The sequence below is a fragment of the Chitinilyticum litopenaei DSM 21440 genome (assembly GCF_000428145.1).
Taxonomy (GTDB): Bacteria; Pseudomonadota; Gammaproteobacteria; order Burkholderiales; family Chitinibacteraceae; genus Chitinilyticum; species Chitinilyticum litopenaei.
Genome location: NZ_ATZJ01000015.1, coordinates 58971 through 77354 on the forward strand (window position 1 = coordinate 58971; position 18384 = coordinate 77354).

The window sequence follows — 18384 nt, forward strand, 5'->3', positions numbered from 1 at the left end:
GCTACCAGAAGGCCTTGATGAAGAGCGAAATGCCGGTCAGCAGGGTCACGACTTCAAAGCAGCGCTTGACCAGCAGATTGCCCTTCACCAGCGCCCAGTGCGCGCCCAGATAGCCGCCCAGAGCAGAGGCCACCAGCAGCACCGGCACCCAGGGCCAGTAAATGCCGGCCTGCATGGCGAGCGCCAGTGCGCCGGTACCGTTCCAGAACAGGCCAACGAGTACCAGCGTGTAGGCAACGGCACGCTTGTACTCAAACCCGAACCAGTACACCAGCCACAGCGTGACAAAGAGGCCGGTGCCCGACGTCAGCGAGCCGTTCAGCACGCCGATCAGCAACAGCACGGCCGCGCCCAGCCAGAGCCGGTGTCCGGATCGATGCCGGGGTATGCCTTGCAGACCCAATTGGGGACTGGCTAGCGAGTGAATACCCAGTCCGGTAGTGAGAGTCGCCAGCGCCAGCAGCGCCCACTGATCCGGAATGTGCAGGATCAGCCGCGCGCCCAGCAGCACGCCGGGCAGGCCGGCGGCGAGGATGATGGCGGAAAAACGCAGATCAAGCGTGCCCGAGCGCAGGTGTTTCAGCGTCGCCCCGACGCCCAGCGCGACACTGGCGAGCTTGTGTGTGGCGAGCGCCACCGGAAACGCCAGCCCCAGAAACAGCAGGATGGGCAGCTGCAGCAGTCCCGCGCCACCGCCGGCGAGTGCCGAGAGCGTATTGGCGATGAGGGAAACAGCGAACAGCAGCAGCGAATCCAGCACGACAGCGATTCCGGGCAAAACACCAGCTTAGCGCGTCTGCCGTCAGCTTCGCGTCACGCTTTGTTCGCCGCATGCGGCAGCCTGCTGCCAGGGCGCGGCGTCCCGGACCCGGCCTGCTGCCTGCCGGCGCTGGATTTCACTGCGGCGCGGGCTTACCATGCGCACCTTCTGACACGATTTCCGGATTCCAGCATGGCCAAAGCCCTTACCCTCGACCGTTTCCTGCAAAGCCAGGGCTTTGGCTCGCGCAAGGGCTGCCGCGAGCTGGTCGACGATGGCGAGGTGACGATCAATGGCGTGCCGGCCAAGAGCTGGAAGCAGGAAATCCAGCCCGAGGAAGGGCTGCCGTTCACGGTGTTTGGCGAGGACTGGCAATACCGCAGCCAGGTGTATATCGCGCTGAACAAGCCGTCCGGCTACGAGTGCTCGCGCAAGCCCTCGCACCATCCGCCGGTGCTGGAATTGCTGCCGGAGAACTTCGAATGGCGGGATGTGCAGCCGGTGGGCCGGCTGGATCACGACACGACCGGCTTGCTGCTGCTGTCGGACGATGGCGCCTTCATTCACGCGCAAAGTCATCCCAAGCACCATGTGCCCAAGCTCTATGTGGCGACCTGTGCCGAGGCCGTGACGCCGGAACTGGTAGGCAAACTGCTGGCTGGCGTGCAGCTGATCGACGAACCCGCGCCGCTGGCGGCCGTGCACTGCGCGCAGCTCGACGACTTCCGCATCGAAATCGTGCTGGAGCAGGGCAAATACCATCAGGTGAAGCGCATGCTCGCCGCTGCCGGCAACCACTGCGCGGCGCTGACGCGTACGGCCATCGGCGGGATGACGCTGGCTGCGCTGGATCTGGACGAAGGCGAGTGGCGCTACCTGACGCCCGAGCAGCTCGCCGCCCTGCAGGCCCAGAGTTGAGTGGCGCAAGCTTCAGCTTGTGATCTTCTTGGGTATTGCGCTGTAGCCCATTGAGGGAGAGGCCTGTGGCGATATAGGGTGGTGTGTATCCTGCTCACGCCTCACGCCTCACGCCTCACGCCTCACGCCTAGCGATTGGTCCGCTTGGTCGCGCAATCCAGACACTCGTTGGCGACGCGTTCGGAGCTCAGATTGTCGATGATGGTCGCCAGCTTGTATGGGCCGCCCAGCTGGCAGAATTCGTCGACCAGCACGGCCTGCCAGGCATTGTGGGTATTGGCAGTGATCAGCTTCCAGTTGCCCGAGCTGTTTTCCGCCCAGCTGCCGTCGGGCCGGCCGAAGGCATAGCTGCGGTACTGCGCGGAAATGCAGTCTATGCCTTCGAAAAGCACATTGCGCACCTTGCTTTCCCGCGCTTCGGCCATGACCACATAGCGCACGATGTCATCGCTCTTGCCAATGCTGATGCTGTCCAGTGCGATCAGGAAGTCGTAGGTTTTGGCATGCGGCATCCGGATCTTGGCCCAGTCTTTCAGTCCGGCCAGTTCCGGCTGGCTGAAGCTGCCTTCATTGGGCGCGGCGCGGCCGGTCTCCATCCAGCTGCGAAACAGCCCTTTTTCGCTGCGCTCGATTTCCGCTCCGGTCGGGTTGCGGCTTTCGTCGGCGAGAGCGGGCGTGATGCTCGCCGCAGTCAGTGCGGCGGCAAGCAGGGAGGCAAGGCAGGGCAGGCGCATGATGGAAATCCTGTGACAATTCCCGTGACGCCCGGCAGGGCGTGCACGAGGTGCTGCAGTCCCGTTCCGCCTGGCAGGCGCCAACGGGTGCAAGGCAATAAAAGGGTGCTTGGCCGCCGATGCTAGCAAAGGCGTGCGGCTGGCTCAATGCGGCCGCGGATGAATCGGAATGACCCGCTTGCCCGGCTGGCCGCGGCTCCAGTTCGGCTGCAGGGTAACATGATCGATGCGGTAGCGCTCCAGCAGCAGGCGGTTCAGCCGCGCCAGCAGCGCTGGCCAGTGCTGGCCGTCGTCGATCTGCAGATGGGCCGACAGTGCGACGCGCTGGCCGGCGATGCGCCAGACGTGCAGGTCGTGGACTTCCTGTACACCGGGCTCGGCGGCCATGGCCATGCCGATGTCGTGCAGCTTCAGGTGGGCGGGCACGCCCTCCATCAGGTCGTGCGTGGCCTGCTTCAGCAGCGCCCAGGTCGAGCGCATGATCAGCCCCAGTACCAGTACCGACAGGATGGGGTCGATGGGTTGCCAGCCGGTGAAATAGATGATGGCGCCGGCGGCAATGGCGGCGACCGAGCCGAGCAGGTCGCCCAGCACGTGCAGCAGCGCGGCGCGGCTGTTCATATTGTCGTGGTCGTGCGAAAGCTGCCAGGCCGAGAGGATGTTCACGACCAGACCGATCACGGCAATGATCATCACGCCGCCGCCGTTGACCGGTTGCGGATTCAGCAGGCGCTGCACGGCCTCGACGCCGATCCACACCACCAGCGCGATCATGGCGATGCTGTTGATCAGCGCGCCGAGCACCTCGGCGCGGCCGTAGCCGTAGGAGTTGGCCTCGTTCGCCGGGCGCTGGCCGACGAGGTTGGCGATCAGCGCCAGCAGCAGCGAAGCGGCGTCGGTGAACATGTGGCCGGCGTCGGAAATCAGCGCCAGCGATCCCGTCCACCAGCCGCCGACGAGCTCGACCACGCCAAAGCCGCCGGTGATCAGCAGCGCGAACAGCAGGCGCTTTTGCGAGGCCGGCGCGGCATGGTGATGATGGTGGTGACTGTGATCGAACTCGTGATCATGGTCGGCATGATGGCCGCCGGCCTGATCGTGCGGGTGGTGGTGGGCATGACTCATGGTGTGCTCGGATCCTCGTGGATGGCCGGCCAGCTGATGCTGACCGCAAAGCCGCCGTCGGGCTGATTGTAAAGCCGCAGCTGCGCGCCGTGCAGCGTGGCGATGCGCTGGACAATCGACAGCCCCAGGCCGGCGCCGGTCTGCGCCTGGCCGGGAGGGCGGAAGAAGCGCTCGCCCAGCCGCGCCAGCGTGTCCGCGTCCACGCCGGGGCCGCAATCCGCGACGGTCAGACCGCTGGCATGCAGTTGCAGCATGACGGGCGTGGCGCCGTAGCGGCGGGCGTTGTCGATCAGGTTGCGCAACAGCAGGCGGAACAGTGCCGCATCGCCGGGCGGGCGCAGCGGGCAGGCGCCGCTGACCTGCACGACACCGTCGCCGTCTTCGCGCGCAGCGGCCATGGCCAGTGCTGCCAGATCCAGCGGCTGGCTGTGCAGTTCGCCCAGGTGCTCCAGCCGGGCCAGCTCCAGCAGCTGGTTGACCAGCTGCGTGGCGCGCGCCACGCCGGCATGGGCCTGCCGCAGCGCGCGTTCGCGGGCTTCCGGGCGCGGGCTGCTGCTGGCGACATCCAGCTGGATCTGCAGCGCGGCCAGCGGCGTGCGCAGCTCGTGCGCGGCATCGGCGGTAAAGCGTTGCTCGCGCGCCATCACCTGGCGCACCGCAGCGAACAGGCTGTTGAGCTGCTCGGTCAGCGGGCGGATTTCCCGGGGCGCCGGACTTTCCAGCGGGGCCAGCTCCTGCGGCGTGCGCGCCGCCAGCTCGCTGCGCAGCGTCTGCAGCGGGGCCAGACCCCGCCGCACACCCAGATAGAGCAGGGCGAGCAGCAGCAGCAGTGCAGCCAGCGCCGGCCAGCCCAGGTGCTCCAGTACTTCTTCGATCACCTCTTCCTGCCAGTCGATCAGCTCGCCGACGATCACGGTACGCTGGGCATTGCTGGCCACCGCGAGCTGCCAGCGCGCCCCCTGGTAATCGATGCGGCGGCGCGACTGCCGGTTGTCGCCCGGCGCGAGCAGCGGCAACGCTGGCTGGTGGCTGGCCGTGAGCAGACGGCCATCCGCGGCATACACGGCAAAGCTGAAGCTCGGGTCCAGCTCGCCATCGTCCTGGCCCACCCGTCCCAGGGTGTCGATGGTCAGCAATAGCCGGGCAACATGCTGCAGGCGATGATCGAGCATTTCGCCGAACTCGTGGCGCACGGTGAACAGTGTGCTCAGTGTCAGCAGGGTCCAGACCAGCAGGGTGCCCAGACCGGCGAACCAGGTCAGTCTTGCCGTCAGTGACTGGCCGATGCCGGGCAGCTTCATGCGTCGTCCAGCCGCCAGCCCAGCCCGCGCTGGTTGCGGATGGCCTCGCTGCCCAGTTTCTTGCGCAGGTGCGAGAGGTGGACGTCGAGCGAATTGCTTTCCAGCTCGTTCTGCCAGCCAAACAGTTTTTCTTCGAGCTGGCTGCGCGAGAGGTAGTGCGGGTAATTGAGCATCAGCAGATACAGCAGGCGGTATTCGGTTGCAGTCAGTTCCAGCGGCTGGCTGGCCAGCAATACCTGCTGACGGGCCGGAATCAGTTCAACTTCGCGCCAGCGCAGGCTGCGCCCGGCCAGCCCGTGCGCCCGGCGCAGCAGGGCTTGCAGGCGCGCGACCAGCTCGCCCAGCGCAAAGGGCTTGGGCAGGTAGTCGTCGGCGCCGCTGTTGAGTCCGGCGATGCGCTCGTCGATGCCGGCGCGGGCGGTCAGCAGCAGCACCGGCGTGGCATCGTGCGCGGCACGCAGGCGTTCCAGCACGGCGAGGCCGTCCAGCCTCGGGAGGTTGATGTCGAGAACGATGGCGTCGAACTGGTGCGGGGCCGACAGCAGGTGCCAGGCGGCCTGCCCGTCGTGCAGCCATTCGACGCGAAAGCCGGCATCGAGCAGGCCTTCGCGCAGCCCGTCACCGAGCAGCAGATCGTCTTCCACCAGCAGCAATTGCATCGTTAGGTTCTGTTGATGTTTGTTTGATTACGTTTTACGTGGTCCAGCCAGCTTGCCGGGGGCTGAGTCTAATCGGACTTCCCGGTCGGTTCGGCGCGCTTGTAGCCGTTGATCATCGCCAGCGGCAGGTTTTCGCGATGGCGAATGCTTTCAATGATGGCGGCCAGCACGTGCAGGCTGACCGCGGCGATCAGCGTGTTGGCCACGCCCTCGTGCAGTTCTTCCAGCCACTCTTCGCCCCAGAAGGCATCGCTTCCCATCATATAGCCGCTCAGGCCGAGCGTCATGACCAGCATCAGCAAGACGAGCATCATCACTGCTCCGGCTGGGTTGTGGCCCAGCATGCGCGGCGCCTGGCCGCGCAGCAGCGCGCGCAGATAGGGCAAGAGCCGCGCCGGCGTCGGCCACCAGTCGGCAAAGCGCGCATGCCGTGGCCCGACCACCCCCCAGATGCAGCGCAATACCACGATGGCGCTGGCCACATAGCCGGCGCGGCGGTGCCAGTCGCTGCCGCCCTCATTGACCAGATTGGCCAGCACGCACAGCACCAGACTCCAGTGCAGGCTGCGCAGCAGCGGATCCCAGACCTTGATGCGGTGTTTGGTAGCGGACATGGCGATTCTCCTTGGCGGATGCGGGAAAGAGCAGCCAGGCGCACAGCGCGGCGACGATGGCCCAAGCCAGCCAGACCGACCACAGCGTGTGCGACAGCAGATGGGCGCCGCGCATCTGTTGCAGCCAGCCCAATGCCAGTCCCGGGGCGAGCAGCAGCGGCGTCATCGCCAGCGCGCGCCGCGGGCGCTGCGGCAGCCAGATGGCGACCAGACCCAGCAGCCACAGGCCGCTGGTGGCATGGCCGGCCGGGAAGCACTGGCCGGGACTGACGCCTGCCGGCAGGCTGTCGAAAAGGCGCAGATACGGGGCAGCGCCGCCCCAGCGGGCGATGTCCCACGGACAATGCAGACTGCTGAACTGCTTGCACGCGGCGACCACGCCGGGAACCAGCACGATGGCGAGCATGATGACCAGCCAGCGCCGTGCGTCCGGCGTATGCCAGCCCTGCCGGAGCCCCTGGCGCAGACCGGCCAGCAGCAGGGCGGCGGCAAGCAGCTCAAGGGCCAGCTTCAGCCAGTGGTGACCGAATTCGCTGGTCAGCCAGGCATCGCGCCAGGGAAAGCGGTGTGCGGCAAAGTCGTAGTAATGGTCGGCCAGCCGGATGTCCCAGTCGCTGGCGTAATTGAGCAGGACCAGCAGCAGGGCCGCCAGCAGCAGTCCCAGGCCATGGGCCCGGGCAAACTGCCGGCGGTCTGGCCGGCCAATAGCCGGTTTATTCACCGATTTCGGCTTTCACGACGCTCAGGTCCTTGGTGTCGAAATACACCTCGGCCTTCTTGCCGTCCTTGTTCCAGCCATAAATTTCATAGCAATCGCCGTCGACCTTGAATTTCTTGATCTTGTAGCCCATGGCGGTGATTTTCGCCTTGGCCTGATCCTGCGGTAGCCATTCCTTTTGCGGGTGTTTGGCGCATTGCGCGCCGGCAAAGGCAGAACCGGCGATCAGTGTGGCGGCGAGGGTAAGTACGAGGTGTTTCATCGGTGTTGCTCCATTGGCAGTGGTTGGATGGCCTGCGTATTGCAAACCCGCTGAATGAAGCGGAAATGAAGAGCGCGTACACCGGGAAAAATACCGTCTGGCCATGTCGCTGCCCGCGCGAGGCTCTTATTATTGATCCGGCCCTCTGATGTTTTCACGCGTAGGAGCGAGCTTGCTCGCGATCAGCAGCGCTTCGCGAGCAAGCTCGCTCCTACGGAAATTCAAACTTCTGAGGGCCGGATCAATAAACAGCCGGTGGCTCTTTTTTCTCGGGGAAGCGGGGGAAATGGAGGGAAGGCAAAAACAAGTGGCTGATTTTTTGCAGCTGGTGCGTGGCGCCGGACTTTGCCCGCTGCTTGCTGTTGGCCAGACCCGATCAACACGCGGTTAACGCTCGCTTAAGCCTGCGGCGGCAGGCTGCAGGCTGGTTTCATTCTGCGGTCTGTCGATATGCATGCTGTTTTCAAGCGCTGGCGCCTGCCGGCCTGGGCGCTGGCCCTCCTCCTGTCTGCCTGGACCCTGGCGCTGGGCAATCTGACCTTCTGGCACAGCGCGGCCCGCATTCTGGATGCTGGCCGCCAGCCGGCCTTGCTGCTTGCGCTGGCCGGTTTGCTGCTTGTCGTGTTCCTGCTGGGCTGCAATCTGCTGCTCTGGCCGCGCATCGGCAAATACCTTGCCGGGTTATGGTTGCTGGCCCTTGCCCTGTGTGCGTATTTCGTCGATACCTACCATGTTTATTTGAATGCCGACATGGCCCACAATGCCCTGCAAACGGATTACCGCGAGGCGGGCGAGCTCTTCAGCCTGCGCCTGCTGGGCTATCTGCTGCTGCTGTGGGGCTTGCCCGTGCTGCTCTTGCTGCGCACCGAGCTGCGCTTTCCGCCGACCCTGCCCGGGCTGCTGCGCCAGAAAACGCTGCTGAGCGTGCTGGCGCTGGCCGTCGCCGTCCTGCTGGTGCTGCCTTTCTATTCCGGTTTTGCCTCGCTGGTGCGCAACAACAAGATGCTGCGCTACCAGATCAATCCGCTCAACGCCGTCTATGCCACGTTCCGGCTGGCCGCTGGCGAGCGTCACGTGGCGCCGCAGGATGCGCAGCCTTATGGCCGCGACGCGCGCTTGGCCGGCTGGATGGCGCGTCCGGCGCGCAAGCCCATGCTGATGGTGATGGTGCTGGGTGAAACGGCGCGCGCCGAGAGCTTTGCACTCAACGGTTATGCCCGGCCGACCAATCCGGAGCTGGCGCAATTGCCGGTGGTGAGCCTGACGCAGGTGTCTGCCTGCGGCACCGAAACCGCGGTGTCGGTGCCCTGCCTCTTTTCCGGCTATACCCGCGAGGAGTTCAGCCTGGCGCGTGCGCAGGCGCGGGAGAATCTGCTCGACATCGCCCGCCATGCCGGTTATCGCGTGCTGTGGCTGGACAATAATTCCGGCAGCAAGGGCGTGGCGGCGCGCGTCGGTGAAATGCGCCTGCCCGACGGCGGCGCAGCACCGGATTGCCGGGCCGACGAATGCTATGACGGCGCGCTGCTGGGCCGCCTGCAGCAGGCCCTGCAGGGGCCGGCGCAGGATACGCTGGTGGTCTTGCACCAGAAGGGCAATCATGGCCCGGCCTATTATCTGCGCTATCCGCCAGCCTTCGAGGCCTTCAGCCCGGTTTGCCGCAGCAATCAGTTGCAGGATTGCCCGCGCGGGCAGATCGTCAATGCCTACGACAATGCCATCCGCTACACCGATCATGTGCTGGCCGGCGCCGTGCGCCTGTCTGCCGCACATGCCGAGTATCAGAGCGCGCTGCTGTATGTGTCCGACCATGGCGAATCGACGGGGGAGCACGGCCTCTATCTGCACGCCACGCCCTATCTGATTGCTCCGCAGCAGCAGACGCGGGTGCCCTGGATCATGTGGTTTTCGCCTGATTATCTGGCCGCCAGCGGCCTGTCGCGTGAGTGCGTGGCGGCACACCGCACGGCGCCCTACAGTCACGACAATGTGTTTCCGACGCTGCTGGGGGCGCTGGGCATTGCCACCAGCGCGCGCCGGGCCGAGCTTGACCTGCTCGCGCCATGCCGCAGCACCTGAGCGGCAGCCCTTGCCGCTGCAATTTGCCGCCGCCAGCGGCGCGATTCCCCGTAAAATGGCGTTTTCGTTCCGCTGGCCGCCCGTCATGACTCGTCCCGCCGCCGATCTCGCTGCCGATCTTTCCGGCCTGAACTGTCCCTTGCCCATCCTGCGCACCAAGAAGGCGCTGGCCAGCCTTGCCGGCGGCCAGCTGCTGCAGGTGACGTGCACCGACCCGGCCACGCCGACCGACTTCGCCGCATTTTGCAAGCAGACCGGCAACGCGCTGGTCGAGCACTGGGTCGAGGACGGCAAGTTCCTGTTCCTGATCCAGAAGCGCGCGGATTGATTTTCTTGAACCACAGAGACACAGAGTCCGGTTTGATTTCATTGCGCTGTCTTTTGACTTCGCGGTCGTAGGAGCGAGCTTGCTCGCGATCAACAGTGTTTCGCGAGCAAGTTCGCTCCGACAGGCCTGAAACACCCGCTGGCTGTATCAAGTAATGTGCGGGGGAGCAGGCGCCTAGACACTTGCCGGCAAGGCTTTGCGATGTGGCTGGTTTTCTCTGTGCCTCTGTGGTTCGCTTTTCAAAGTTTTCCGATATTCCGGAGCATCACCATGCAAACCCTGACGCTTACCCGCCCCGACGACTGGCACCTGCACGTGCGCGACGGCGAATTCCTGCAGTCCGTCGTGCCGCACACCGCGCGCGAATTCGGTCGTGCCATCATCATGCCCAACCTGCGTCCGCCGGTGACGACCGTCGAGCAGGCGGCCGCCTACCGCGAGCGCATTCTGGCTGCCGTACCAGCAGGTATGTCCTTCGAACCCTTGATGACACTGTATCTGACCGACAATACCTCGCCGGATGAAATCGTCCGCGCCAAGGAATCCGGTTTCATCCACGGCGTGAAGCTCTACCCGGCGGGCGCCACCACCAACTCCGACAGCGGTGTCACCGACCTCGACCGCCGCATGGCCGTGCTGGAGAAAATGGCCGAAGTCGGGCTGAATTTCCTCGTTCACGGCGAAGTCACCGATGCCGAGATCGACATTTTCGACCGCGAAGCGGTGTTCATCGACCGGGTAATGCAGCCGCTGCTGGCGCGCCTGCCCGAACTGAAAGTGGTGTTCGAGCACATCACCACCAGGGACGCCGCCGACTTTGTCGCCAGCGCGCCCGCCAATGTTGCCGCGACCATTACCGCGCATCACCTGCTGTACAACCGCAACGCCATGCTGGCCGGCGGCATCCGCCCGCACTACTACTGCCTGCCGATCCTCAAGCGCGAGGTGCATCGCCAGGCGCTGGTGCGCGCGGCGACCAGCGGTTCGGCCAAGTTCTTCCTCGGCACCGACAGCGCACCGCACGCGAAGAATGCCAAGGAAGCCTCCTGTGGCTGCGCCGGCGCCTACACCGCGCACGCGGCGCTGCCGCTGTACGCCGAGGCCTTTGAAGCGGCCGGCGCGCTGGACAAGCTGGAAGCATTCGCCAGCCTGAACGGCCCGGCCTTCTACGGCCTCAAGCCGAATGCTGACAAGGTGACGCTGGTGAAGGAAAGCTGGACGGTGCCGGAAGAGTACGCCTTCGGCGACAGCGTGGTGGTGCCGCTGCGTGCCGGCAGTGAAATCAGTTGGCGATTGCTGTGATGCCGGAAGCGGCGGTTGTCCATCGCACGACGCAAAGTCCGGCCTGGTGGCTGTTCGGCGCCGGCCTGGCCGCCGCCGCCTGGTGGGGGCAGCCGCTGCTCACCGGCGGGATGACGCACAACTTTTACGGCGTGTTCTGGTACACGATGATCGCGGCCGGGGCTTTTTTCTGGGCGCTGCCGACCGAACACCGCTGCGAGTCCGGGCGGCTGAGCCGCAGCCATTGCCTGCTGGGCCTCTTGCCGGTCTGGCAGCAGGTACGCCCGGCCAGCGATTTCCGCGAGGTGGCGCTGGAGCAGGAGCCCAATGTGTTCGGTCGCGATAGCGTCTGGGTGATGTTGCGCGGCGCCGAGGGCGAGCCGCGCTTTGCCTTTGCCCAGTTCCGCGCCACCGAGCGCGGCATCGCCGCTGCCCAGCTGCTGGCGCAGCGGCTGGTCACGGCAAGCGGCCTGCCGCTGGCGCAGGACTGAAAGCCACTGGTTTTTCTGCCTCAATGCGCTGGCATGGCTTGCGTCGCAGCCAGCAGCCGTTTCGCGTCTTCGCGTTCCAGCCGGCATTCGCAGACAAACTCGTAGGACGTGCGCGCCGGGATGTGGAAGTGGTGGCTGACGGCGCTGACCTGCTCGATCAGGCTGCTCGTGGCTGGCAGTGTCGTCAGGAAATGGTCGATTTCGCGGTGGGACATGGCGGCTTCCTCCTGGTTTTCTCTTGCCATGCCGGCAGTGTGCGCCGCCGGGAGGCTGCGGCGCGCGCAAGGATTACCGCCCTGGGCGGGTAAAAATACGCAGGCGGTTTGCCCTGGCCGTGCTTTGTGCGGATAATCGCCCCGGCAAAGCAGGCCAGACTGTCGCTGCCCCGGCAACGGGGGGGAGGAAAGTCCGGGCTCCACAGGGCAGGATGCCGGCTAACGGCCGGGCGTCGCGAGGCGACGGAAAGTGGAACAGAGAGCTGAACCGCCGATGGCCCCGCAAGGGGATCAGGCAAGGGTGAAAAGGTGCGGTAAGAGCGCACCGCAGCACTGGCAACAGGCGCTGGCAGGCTAAACCCCATCCGGAGCAAGACCAAGCAGCAGACGTTGAGGCGGCCCGCCGAGTCTGCGGGTAGGTTGCTGGAGCCGTCCAGTAATGGCCGGCCTAGAGGAATGACAGTCACCCTGCCGCAAGGCAGGGTACAGAACCCGGCTTACCGGCCTGCTTTGCCCTGATCCCCACGTAGCGCGTCACAGCATACCCTGGTGTGTGTTGCCATGCAGCCCATTAGGATGTTGGCCTCTGGCGCGATACCCCTCCAGTCAAGACCCCTTCAATCAAGACCAGCTCGGCTTGGCCTCGTAGTCGCTGACCCATTGCGGGAATTGCGCCGCCGGCATTGGCCTGGCAATGCCGTAGCCCTGCACATGGCTGCAGCCCAGACTTTGCAGCAGGGTGCCGTGCGCGGCGGTTTCCACGCCCTCGGCGATCACCTTGCGCTCGAAGGCTTCGGCCAGGCTGATCACCGCGCGCACGATGGCTTCGTCGTTCGGGTCCGACAGCATGTTGCGCACGAAGGACTGGTCGATCTTCAACACTTCGGCGGGCAGACGCTTGAAATAGGTCAGCGAGGAGTAGCCGGTGCCAAAGTCGTCCAGCGCAAAGCGCACGCCCATGCCGCGGCAGATATTCAGGATGCGGATCGCCCGGCCGATGTCTTCCAGCGCGGCGGATTCGACGATTTCGATTTCCAGCAGCGCCGGATCAACGCAATCGTGCTGCGCCAGCGCGCGGGCGAGCAGCAGCGGAAATTCGGCATTGGCGAGCTGGCGCGGCGAAACATTGACGCTGACCGGAATGCACAAACCTTCGCTTTGCCAGGCATGCATCTGGCGCAGTACCTCGCGGATGATCCAGTCGCCGATATCGCTGACCAGCGCCGAGCTTTCCAGCACCGGCAGGAATTCGCCCGGCATGATCATGCCGCGCTCGGGATGCTGCCAGCGCAGTAGCGCCTCGGCGCCAATCACGCGCCCGCTTTGCAGGTCCACCTTGGGCTGGTAGTAGAGCAGCAGTTCCTGCTGCGCGCAGGCGCGCGCGATGCGGTCCAGCAACAGGCCCTGCTTGCGCACCACCTGATCGCGTTCGGCATCGAAGAAATGGTAGCGGTTGGCGCCGGCCTGCTTGGCGGCATACATCGCCTGGTCGGCGTGGCGCAGCAGCCCTTCGGCGTCGGCGCCATCCTGCGGATAGAGCGTGACGCCCAGGCTGGCCGAGACGCGCAGCACATTGCCATTGTGCAGAAAAGGCACGGCGACAATCTGCAGGATGCGCTGCAGCGTCTGCTCGCATTCTTCCAGCGCGGCGTGATTGCCCAGCAGCAGCACGAATTCGTCGCCGCCCAGCCGCGCTACCGTGTCGCCACCGCGCACATTGTCGATCAGGCGGCGGCCGATTTCGATCAGCAGGTCGTCGCCGATTTCATGGCCATGCCGGTCGTTGATGGGCTTGAAGTCGTCGAGGTCGAGGTAGCAGACCGCCAGCAAGAGGCCGCTGCGCCGCGCCAGCGCCAGCGCCTGCTCCAGCCGGTCGGCCAGCAGTACCCGGTTGGGCAGGCCGGTCAGCGCATCGTAGTGCGCCAGCAGTTCGAGTTTCTGCTCCTGCTGCTTGAGCTGGGTGATGTCGGCATACACGCCGACGTAATGGCTGACATTCTGCTCGGCGTCGCGTACCTCGGAAATCGTCAGCAGGTCGACGCAGAATTCGCCGCTCTTGCGGCGGTTCCAGATTTCGCCGCGCCAGAAGCCGTCGCGTTCGATGGTCGCCCACATGGTGCTGAAAAAGTCGCGGTTGTGCCGGCCCGAGCGCAGCATGGCCGGCGTGTGGCCGATCAGCTCCTCGCGGCTGTAGCCGGTCAGCTCGTTGAAGGTCTGGTTCATGTCGATGATGCGGTTGTGCGCATCGGTGATCAGGATGCCCTCGTGCGCGTGCTCGAACACGCTGGCCGCCAGACGCTGCTGCTCTTCGGCCACCTTGCGGGCGCTGACATCGACCAGCAGGCCGCGCAGCCGGCGCGGGCCGCTGTCTTCGTCGACCGTGGTGATGCGGTCGTGAATCCAGGTCAGCGCGCCATCGCCCTTGCGCAGCCGGTATTCCAGCTCCAGGCTGCCGCCCTCGGGGCGCGCGGCCAGGTTGATCAGCCCGCTCATCACGCGCGGGCGGTCTTCCGGCGCGATGTGTTCCAGCCAGAACTGGTGTCGCCAGAAGGAGCTCAGCGGGTAGGCCAGCAGCGTGGCGGCCTGCTCGCTGACAAAGGTCAGCTCCAGCGTGCCGGCATCGGCCTCCCAGACCACGCCATGCAGATTGTGCAGCAGCTGCTCGTAGCGTTCCTTGGTGTCGTTGATGGCCTTGCTGATGAGCTTTTGCTGGCTGATGTCCTCGTGCGCCAGCAGGATCTGGCCGCCCAGCTGCTGCACGCGCTGCATGCGGCAGAGGAACCACTGCGTCGCCTGCTTGCCCGGCATCGGTATTTCGATTTCGAAATGATCCAGCTCGCCGCGCAGCACGGTCTGCAGGCCGGCCTGGTAGGCCTCGCTCAGATCGGCATAGTCGCAGTCGCAATCGGGGGGCTGGGCGATGTGGCATTGCAGGCAATGGTTGGGCGCCATGCCGTGTTGCTGTTCGAAGCGCTGCCAGGATTCGTTGGTGGTGACGATGGCGCCGGTCTGGTCGAGGATGGCGATGCAGGCCGGCAGCGCATCCAGCGTGGCGCGCGCCTTGGTTTCCGAGCGGATCAGCTCGCCCAGCGCATCCTGCTGGCGACTGAGGTCGATGATGGTGCCGGTCATGCGCAGCGGCCGGCCTTCGTGATCGCGCTCGATGACGCGACCTCGCGACACATACCAGTGCCAGCTGCCGTCGGACTGCTGCAGCCGCCACTTGCCTTCGAATTCGGCGGTCTTGCCTTCCAGGTGCGCCAGCAGCGCCGCATCCGCGTTGGCTTCGTCCAGCGGATGGCGGATCTTGCGCCATTCGTCGATGTGCGTGTCCAGCGTGTCGAACACATGGCTGAAATGGCGGTGGAACTGTTCGTTGACGTGGATGATGCCGCTGGCGATGTCGTAATCCCAGGCGCCGATCTGCGCGTCGCGCAGCACCTGGTTCATGTGCTGGGTCAGCGCGGCGATTTCCTGGCGCGCGTGGTGGGAGGGCGTGATGTCGGTCCACAGCGTCGCCAGCATGGCGTCGCCCTGGATCAGCACCGGGCGGCTGCTGATGCGCACGTTGATGCGCGTGCCGCCCTTGGTTTTTAGCAGGGTATCGTGTACCACGCTTTCGTGTATTTGGCCTCGGTGGCTATACCCAAGCCATGTATTCAGTTCGTCCTGCGCAGCCAGGTCGGATAGCTGCAGACGGGCGAATTCGGCCGGCGCATAGCCCAGCATGTGGGCGGCGGCCGGGTTGAATTCGATGATGCGCTTGTTCGCCGGATTGACCAGCACGATGGCGTCGCGCGCCTGGGTGATCAGGGCGTTGTAGAGCTCCTGGCGCATCTGTACCGCGTCGCGCAGGTCGGAGAGCTCGCGCTGGTCGCACAGCAGCCCCAGCTGGTGCTGTTCGTCCAGCTGCCAGATGCGCCACTGTACGCGCATTTCCGCGTGTTCCGCATCCAGCACCCAGCCTTCCAGCTGCAGCGCTTCCGGATGGTGCTGCAGCTTGAGCAGCAGGCCGCTGAGCCGGAAATGCTCGCTGACCGGCAGCAGTTCATTCAGGAAGTGCCCGGCCAGCTGCCCTTGGGCGCGACCGAGCAGGGCGGCGGCGGCGGGCGATACCTGCAGCAGCCGCAGCTGCCGGTCCCAGACCAGCACCGGCAGCGCGCTGTGCTCGATGAACTGCCAGGCCGACAGCAGCGGCAGCTGTTCAACCAGGAGGGCGGGGGCTAGGAGGCTCAATCTGCTAACGCCTGAAAGTTTGAGGACAAGCTAATGCTAGTTTCTCAAGGTGGCTTTGCCAGCTTCCGTCTGCCGCTGGCCGATGAAATGTTGCGGGGCACAAAAAAGGCAGGCGCTGGCCGCCTGCCTTTTTAACACATTTAGTTAGCCGCGCCAGCGCTATTCACACCCGCATGCACGCTGTCCATGCCAGGCAATCCGGCGTGCAGGCCTTGCAACTTCACGTCGCCAGCCAAAGAATCTGGCTGACGCATTCGCGCGACAGTCGGGGCTCAGGCAGCAGCCAGAGCCTGATCCAGATCGGCCAGAATGTCGTCGATGTGCTCGATGCCGATCGACAGGCGCACCATGTCCTCGCTGACGCCCGCCTTCTTGAGTTCTTCCGGCGAGAGCTGGCGGTGCGTGGTACTGGCCGGATGGGTGGCCAGACTCTTGGCGTCGCCGATGTTCACCAGCCGCGTGACGAGTTTGAGCGCATCCTGGAAGCGCGCACCGGCATCGCGCCCGCCCTTCACGCCAAAGGTCAGCAGACCCGACGCCTTGCCGCCGAAGTACTGGTCGACCAGCGGTCGGCTGGGGTGATCCGGGAGGCCGGCGTAGTTGACCCAGTTCACCTTCGGGTGCGTCTGCAGGAATTGCGCGACCTGCAGCGCGTTTTCCACATGGCGATCCATGCGCAGCGCCAGGGTTTCCAGCCCCTGCAGGATCAGGAAGGCGTTGAACGGCGAAATGCACGCGCCCATATTGCGCAGCGGCACGGTGCGCGCGCGGCCGATGAAGGCGGCCGGGCCGAGAGCCTCGGTATAAACCACACCGTGATAGCTGACCTCCGGCTCGTTCAGGCGCTTGAAGCGCGCCTTGTGCTCGGCCCACGGGAATTTGCCGGAATCGACAATGATGCCGCCAATGCTGGTGCCGTGGCCGCCAATGTATTTGGTCAGCGAATGCACGACGATGTCCGCGCCGTGCTCGATCGGGCGGGTCAGATACGGTGTCGGCACGGTATTGTCGACGATCAGCGGCACGCCGCCGGCGTGCGCAATGTTGGCAAAGGCGGCGAAATCGACGACATTGCCCAGCGGGTTGCCGATCGATTCGCAATAGATCGCCTTGGTGCGTTCGTCGATCAAGGCGGCTGCCGCTTGCGGGTCGTTCGCGTCGACAAACTTCACCGTGATGCCGTACTGCGGCAGCGTGTGCGCGAACAGATTATAGGTACCGCCATACAGCGCGCTGGTGGCGATGATGTTGTCGCCGGCTTCGGCAATGGTGAGGATGGCGTAAGTGATCGCCGCCTGGCCGGAGGCCAGCGCCAGCCCGCCGATGCCGCCCTCCAGCGCCGCCACACGCTGCTCGAGCACGTCGGTGGTCGGGTTCATGATGCGCGTATAGATATTGCCCTTCACCTTCAGGTCGAAGAGGTCGGCGCCATGCTGGGTATCGTCGAAGGCGTAGCTGGTGGTCTGGTAAATGGGCACGGCCACCGACTTGGTGGTCGGGTCGATTTCATAACCGGCGTGAATGGCAAGCGTATCGAACTTCATGCGGCACTCCCTTGGGACAGGTGGATGAGGTGGCGCCTACTCTAGCATGCGCAGATATTGCCAAATCACACTTTTCGCGCTGACCTTAGATTGAATCAAGATATGTGTGACCACCGCTGCGCCGGGTCATACCTGTACTTCGGTACAATCGTTTTTTGCCCGGGGCTGACGTAATGTGCGGCAAGTCAAATTCCCTCCCCGGAGCCCGCCATGGCCGAGCAAGTCACCCCCGCCGCAAATACTGCCCCCACCCTGATGGTTGTTGAAGGGCGCGCCTTCCTGCTCCAGCCTGACGGCTCCTTGCTGCCTGTTGAAAATGGCGCCGTGCTGCAGCAGGGGCAGGTGCTGGTGACCGGTGCAGACGGCCAGGTGACGCTGCTGCTGCCCAGTGGCCAGCTGGTCGAGCTGGGCCCGGATCGCACCGTGCTGGTTGATGGCGACCTCTCCGGTCTTGCGCCCAGCGACGCCGGCGAAGCCAAGGTCGCCAAGCCCGAACAAAGCGTGGACAGCATTCTGGCCGCGCTGGAAGAAGGCAAGGATCTTTCTACCGAACTGGAGGCCACCGCCGCCGGCCTCAATGGCGCCGGTGAAGGCGAGGGTCATGGCTTCGTGCAACTGCTGCGTGTCAGCGAGGCGGTGACACCGCTGGTGTTTGCGAATGCAACAGGAGTGGCCTCTGCGCAACCATCCAGCATGGTTCCTGGCTCCAGCCAAAGCATTGTGCTTCAGGAAGACGGTTTGCCGAATGCATTGCCGGAGTTCGTCGATGTCGGTGGTGCTCCGCAAGGCGAGGAAGTCAGTGTCACCGTTCTGGAAAATACTTCCGTAAATGACATTCTGTTTGCCCGCGACCCGGATGGTGACGCGCTGACATTCAGCAAGAGCAGCGAACCGCGGCATGGCACGGCCACGGTCAATCCGGATGGCAGCTGGAGCTACACTCCGGGGCCGGATTACACGGGCAGCGATCGTTTCACGGTGATCGTCAGCGATGGCAAGGGTGGCACGGATACGATCACGATAAACATTGGCGTGTTGCCGGTGAATGATCCGCCGGTGCTGGTGGACGGCAATGGCAGTCCGCTGGGCGATGACATCAGCGTCACGACCAACGAAGAC

General features: G+C 64.8%; 17 protein-coding genes and 1 other RNA gene. 7 read left to right on the forward strand and 11 right to left on the reverse strand.

What is annotated here, in order from left to right:
• Window position 1 precedes the first annotated feature (1 nt).
• Complete coding sequence (locus tag C515_RS0107790) at window positions 2-760, reverse strand: sulfite exporter TauE/SafE family protein (RefSeq protein ID WP_028455060.1); 759 nt, start codon at window positions 758-760, stop codon at window positions 2-4.
• Window positions 761-952: 192 nt separating this feature from the next.
• Here C515_RS0107790 and C515_RS0107795 point away from each other — a divergent pair, with 192 nt between their 5' ends.
• Entirely contained in the window at window positions 953-1678 is a 726-nt protein-coding gene (locus tag C515_RS0107795; protein WP_028455061.1) for a pseudouridine synthase, read from the forward strand.
• 128 nt (window positions 1679-1806) lie between these two features.
• Here the strand turns inward: C515_RS0107795 and C515_RS22440 are convergent, their stop codons facing one another.
• The 7 genes from C515_RS22440 to C515_RS0107830 form a co-directional block, all read right to left on the reverse strand.
• A complete protein-coding gene (locus C515_RS22440) occupies window positions 1807-2412 on the reverse strand; it encodes a CNP1-like family protein (RefSeq protein WP_051304756.1) in 606 nt (201 codons plus the stop codon).
• Between the two features lie 144 nt (window positions 2413-2556).
• Window positions 2557-3537: a cation diffusion facilitator family transporter gene (locus tag C515_RS20185; protein ID WP_043648632.1), complete on the reverse strand. Its 981-nt coding sequence runs from the start codon at window positions 3535-3537 to the stop codon at window positions 2557-2559.
• Window positions 3534-4838, reverse strand: a complete 1305-nt coding sequence (locus tag C515_RS20190) for an ATP-binding protein (RefSeq protein WP_051304757.1) — start codon at window positions 4836-4838, stop codon at window positions 3534-3536. The genes C515_RS20185 and C515_RS20190 overlap by 4 nt, the downstream gene beginning before the upstream one ends.
• Window positions 4835-5497, reverse strand: coding sequence for a response regulator transcription factor (locus C515_RS0107815; protein ID WP_028455062.1), 663 nt, complete (start codon window positions 5495-5497; stop codon window positions 4835-4837). The genes C515_RS20190 and C515_RS0107815 overlap by 4 nt, the downstream gene beginning before the upstream one ends.
• A 68-nt stretch (window positions 5498-5565) precedes the next feature.
• A complete protein-coding gene (locus C515_RS0107820) occupies window positions 5566-6111 on the reverse strand; it encodes a cytochrome b/b6 domain-containing protein (RefSeq protein WP_043648635.1) in 546 nt (181 codons plus the stop codon).
• Complete coding sequence (locus C515_RS20195; RefSeq protein WP_051304758.1) at window positions 6014-6832, reverse strand: phosphatase PAP2 family protein; 819 nt, start codon at window positions 6830-6832, stop codon at window positions 6014-6016. The genes C515_RS0107820 and C515_RS20195 overlap by 98 nt, the downstream gene beginning before the upstream one ends.
• Window positions 6825-7091, reverse strand: a complete 267-nt coding sequence (locus tag C515_RS0107830; protein WP_028455064.1) for a PepSY domain-containing protein — start codon at window positions 7089-7091, stop codon at window positions 6825-6827. Before C515_RS0107830 ends, C515_RS20195 begins: the two co-directional genes overlap by 8 nt.
• Window positions 7092-7541: 450 nt before the next feature.
• Between C515_RS0107830 and C515_RS0107835 the strand changes: the two genes are divergently transcribed.
• From C515_RS0107835 to C515_RS0107850, 4 genes are all read left to right on the forward strand, one after another.
• Window positions 7542-9170, forward strand: coding sequence for a phosphoethanolamine transferase (locus C515_RS0107835; protein WP_028455065.1), 1629 nt, complete (start codon window positions 7542-7544; stop codon window positions 9168-9170).
• An 85-nt stretch (window positions 9171-9255) separates the two neighbouring features.
• Window positions 9256-9498: a sulfurtransferase TusA family protein gene (locus tag C515_RS0107840; RefSeq protein ID WP_028455066.1), complete on the forward strand. Its 243-nt coding sequence runs from the start codon at window positions 9256-9258 to the stop codon at window positions 9496-9498.
• Between the two features lie 270 nt (window positions 9499-9768).
• Window positions 9769-10800 (forward strand): dihydroorotase, encoded by a 1032-nt coding sequence (gene pyrC / locus C515_RS0107845; RefSeq protein WP_028455067.1) that lies wholly within the window; start codon window positions 9769-9771, stop codon window positions 10798-10800.
• Window positions 10785-11270, forward strand: coding sequence for a hypothetical protein (locus C515_RS0107850; RefSeq protein WP_158380793.1), 486 nt, complete (start codon window positions 10785-10787; stop codon window positions 11268-11270). Before pyrC ends, C515_RS0107850 begins: the two co-directional genes overlap by 16 nt.
• A gap of 20 nt (window positions 11271-11290) precedes the next feature.
• On the opposite strand, the gene C515_RS0107855 is transcribed toward C515_RS0107850, so the two are convergent.
• Window positions 11291-11485, reverse strand: coding sequence for a hypothetical protein (locus C515_RS0107855; protein WP_028455069.1), 195 nt, complete (start codon window positions 11483-11485; stop codon window positions 11291-11293).
• Between the two features lie 146 nt (window positions 11486-11631).
• Here C515_RS0107855 and rnpB point away from each other — a divergent pair.
• Window positions 11632-12001, forward strand: an RNA gene (gene rnpB / locus C515_RS22455) — RNase P RNA component class A.
• A gap of 105 nt (window positions 12002-12106) precedes the next feature.
• On the opposite strand, the gene C515_RS22445 is transcribed toward rnpB, so the two are convergent.
• Together C515_RS22445 and C515_RS0107865 are read right to left on the reverse strand one after the other, a co-directional pair.
• A complete protein-coding gene (locus C515_RS22445) occupies window positions 12107-15721 on the reverse strand; it encodes a bifunctional diguanylate cyclase/phosphodiesterase (protein ID WP_051304759.1) in 3615 nt (1204 codons plus the stop codon).
• Window positions 15722-15993: 272 nt separating this feature from the next.
• A complete protein-coding gene (locus C515_RS0107865) occupies window positions 15994-17265 on the reverse strand; it encodes an O-acetylhomoserine aminocarboxypropyltransferase/cysteine synthase family protein (protein WP_028455070.1) in 1272 nt (423 codons plus the stop codon).
• 210 nt (window positions 17266-17475) lie between these two features.
• Between C515_RS0107865 and C515_RS22450 the strand changes: the two genes are divergently transcribed.
• A partial coding sequence (locus C515_RS22450) for a retention module-containing protein (protein WP_051304760.1) occupies window positions 17476-18384 on the forward strand: 909 nt, incomplete at its 3' end.

Excerpts from the sequence above, each read along its gene's own strand:
- C515_RS0107795 (WP_028455061.1), top strand. The coding sequence starts at position 953 with ATGGCCAAAGCCCTTACCCTCGACCGTTTCCTGCAAAGCCAGGGCTTT.
- C515_RS22440 (WP_051304756.1), bottom strand. The coding sequence starts at position 2,412 with ATGCGCCTGCCCTGCCTTGCCTCCCTGCTTGCCGCCGCACTGACTGCG.
- C515_RS20185 (WP_043648632.1), bottom strand. The coding sequence starts at position 3,537 with ATGAGTCATGCCCACCACCACCCGCACGATCAGGCCGGCGGCCATCAT.
- C515_RS20190 (WP_051304757.1), bottom strand. The coding sequence starts at position 4,838 with ATGAAGCTGCCCGGCATCGGCCAGTCACTGACGGCAAGACTGACCTGG.
- C515_RS0107815 (WP_028455062.1), bottom strand. The coding sequence starts at position 5,497 with ATGCAATTGCTGCTGGTGGAAGACGATCTGCTGCTCGGTGACGGGCTG.
- C515_RS0107820 (WP_043648635.1), bottom strand. The coding sequence starts at position 6,111 with ATGTCCGCTACCAAACACCGCATCAAGGTCTGGGATCCGCTGCTGCGC.
- C515_RS0107830 (WP_028455064.1), bottom strand. The coding sequence starts at position 7,091 with ATGAAACACCTCGTACTTACCCTCGCCGCCACACTGATCGCCGGTTCT.
- C515_RS0107835 (WP_028455065.1), top strand. The coding sequence starts at position 7,542 with ATGCATGCTGTTTTCAAGCGCTGGCGCCTGCCGGCCTGGGCGCTGGCC.
- C515_RS0107840 (WP_028455066.1), top strand. The coding sequence starts at position 9,256 with ATGACTCGTCCCGCCGCCGATCTCGCTGCCGATCTTTCCGGCCTGAAC.
- pyrC (WP_028455067.1), top strand. The coding sequence starts at position 9,769 with ATGCAAACCCTGACGCTTACCCGCCCCGACGACTGGCACCTGCACGTG.
- C515_RS0107855 (WP_028455069.1), bottom strand. The coding sequence starts at position 11,485 with ATGTCCCACCGCGAAATCGACCATTTCCTGACGACACTGCCAGCCACG.
- C515_RS0107865 (WP_028455070.1), bottom strand. The coding sequence starts at position 17,265 with ATGAAGTTCGATACGCTTGCCATTCACGCCGGTTATGAAATCGACCCG.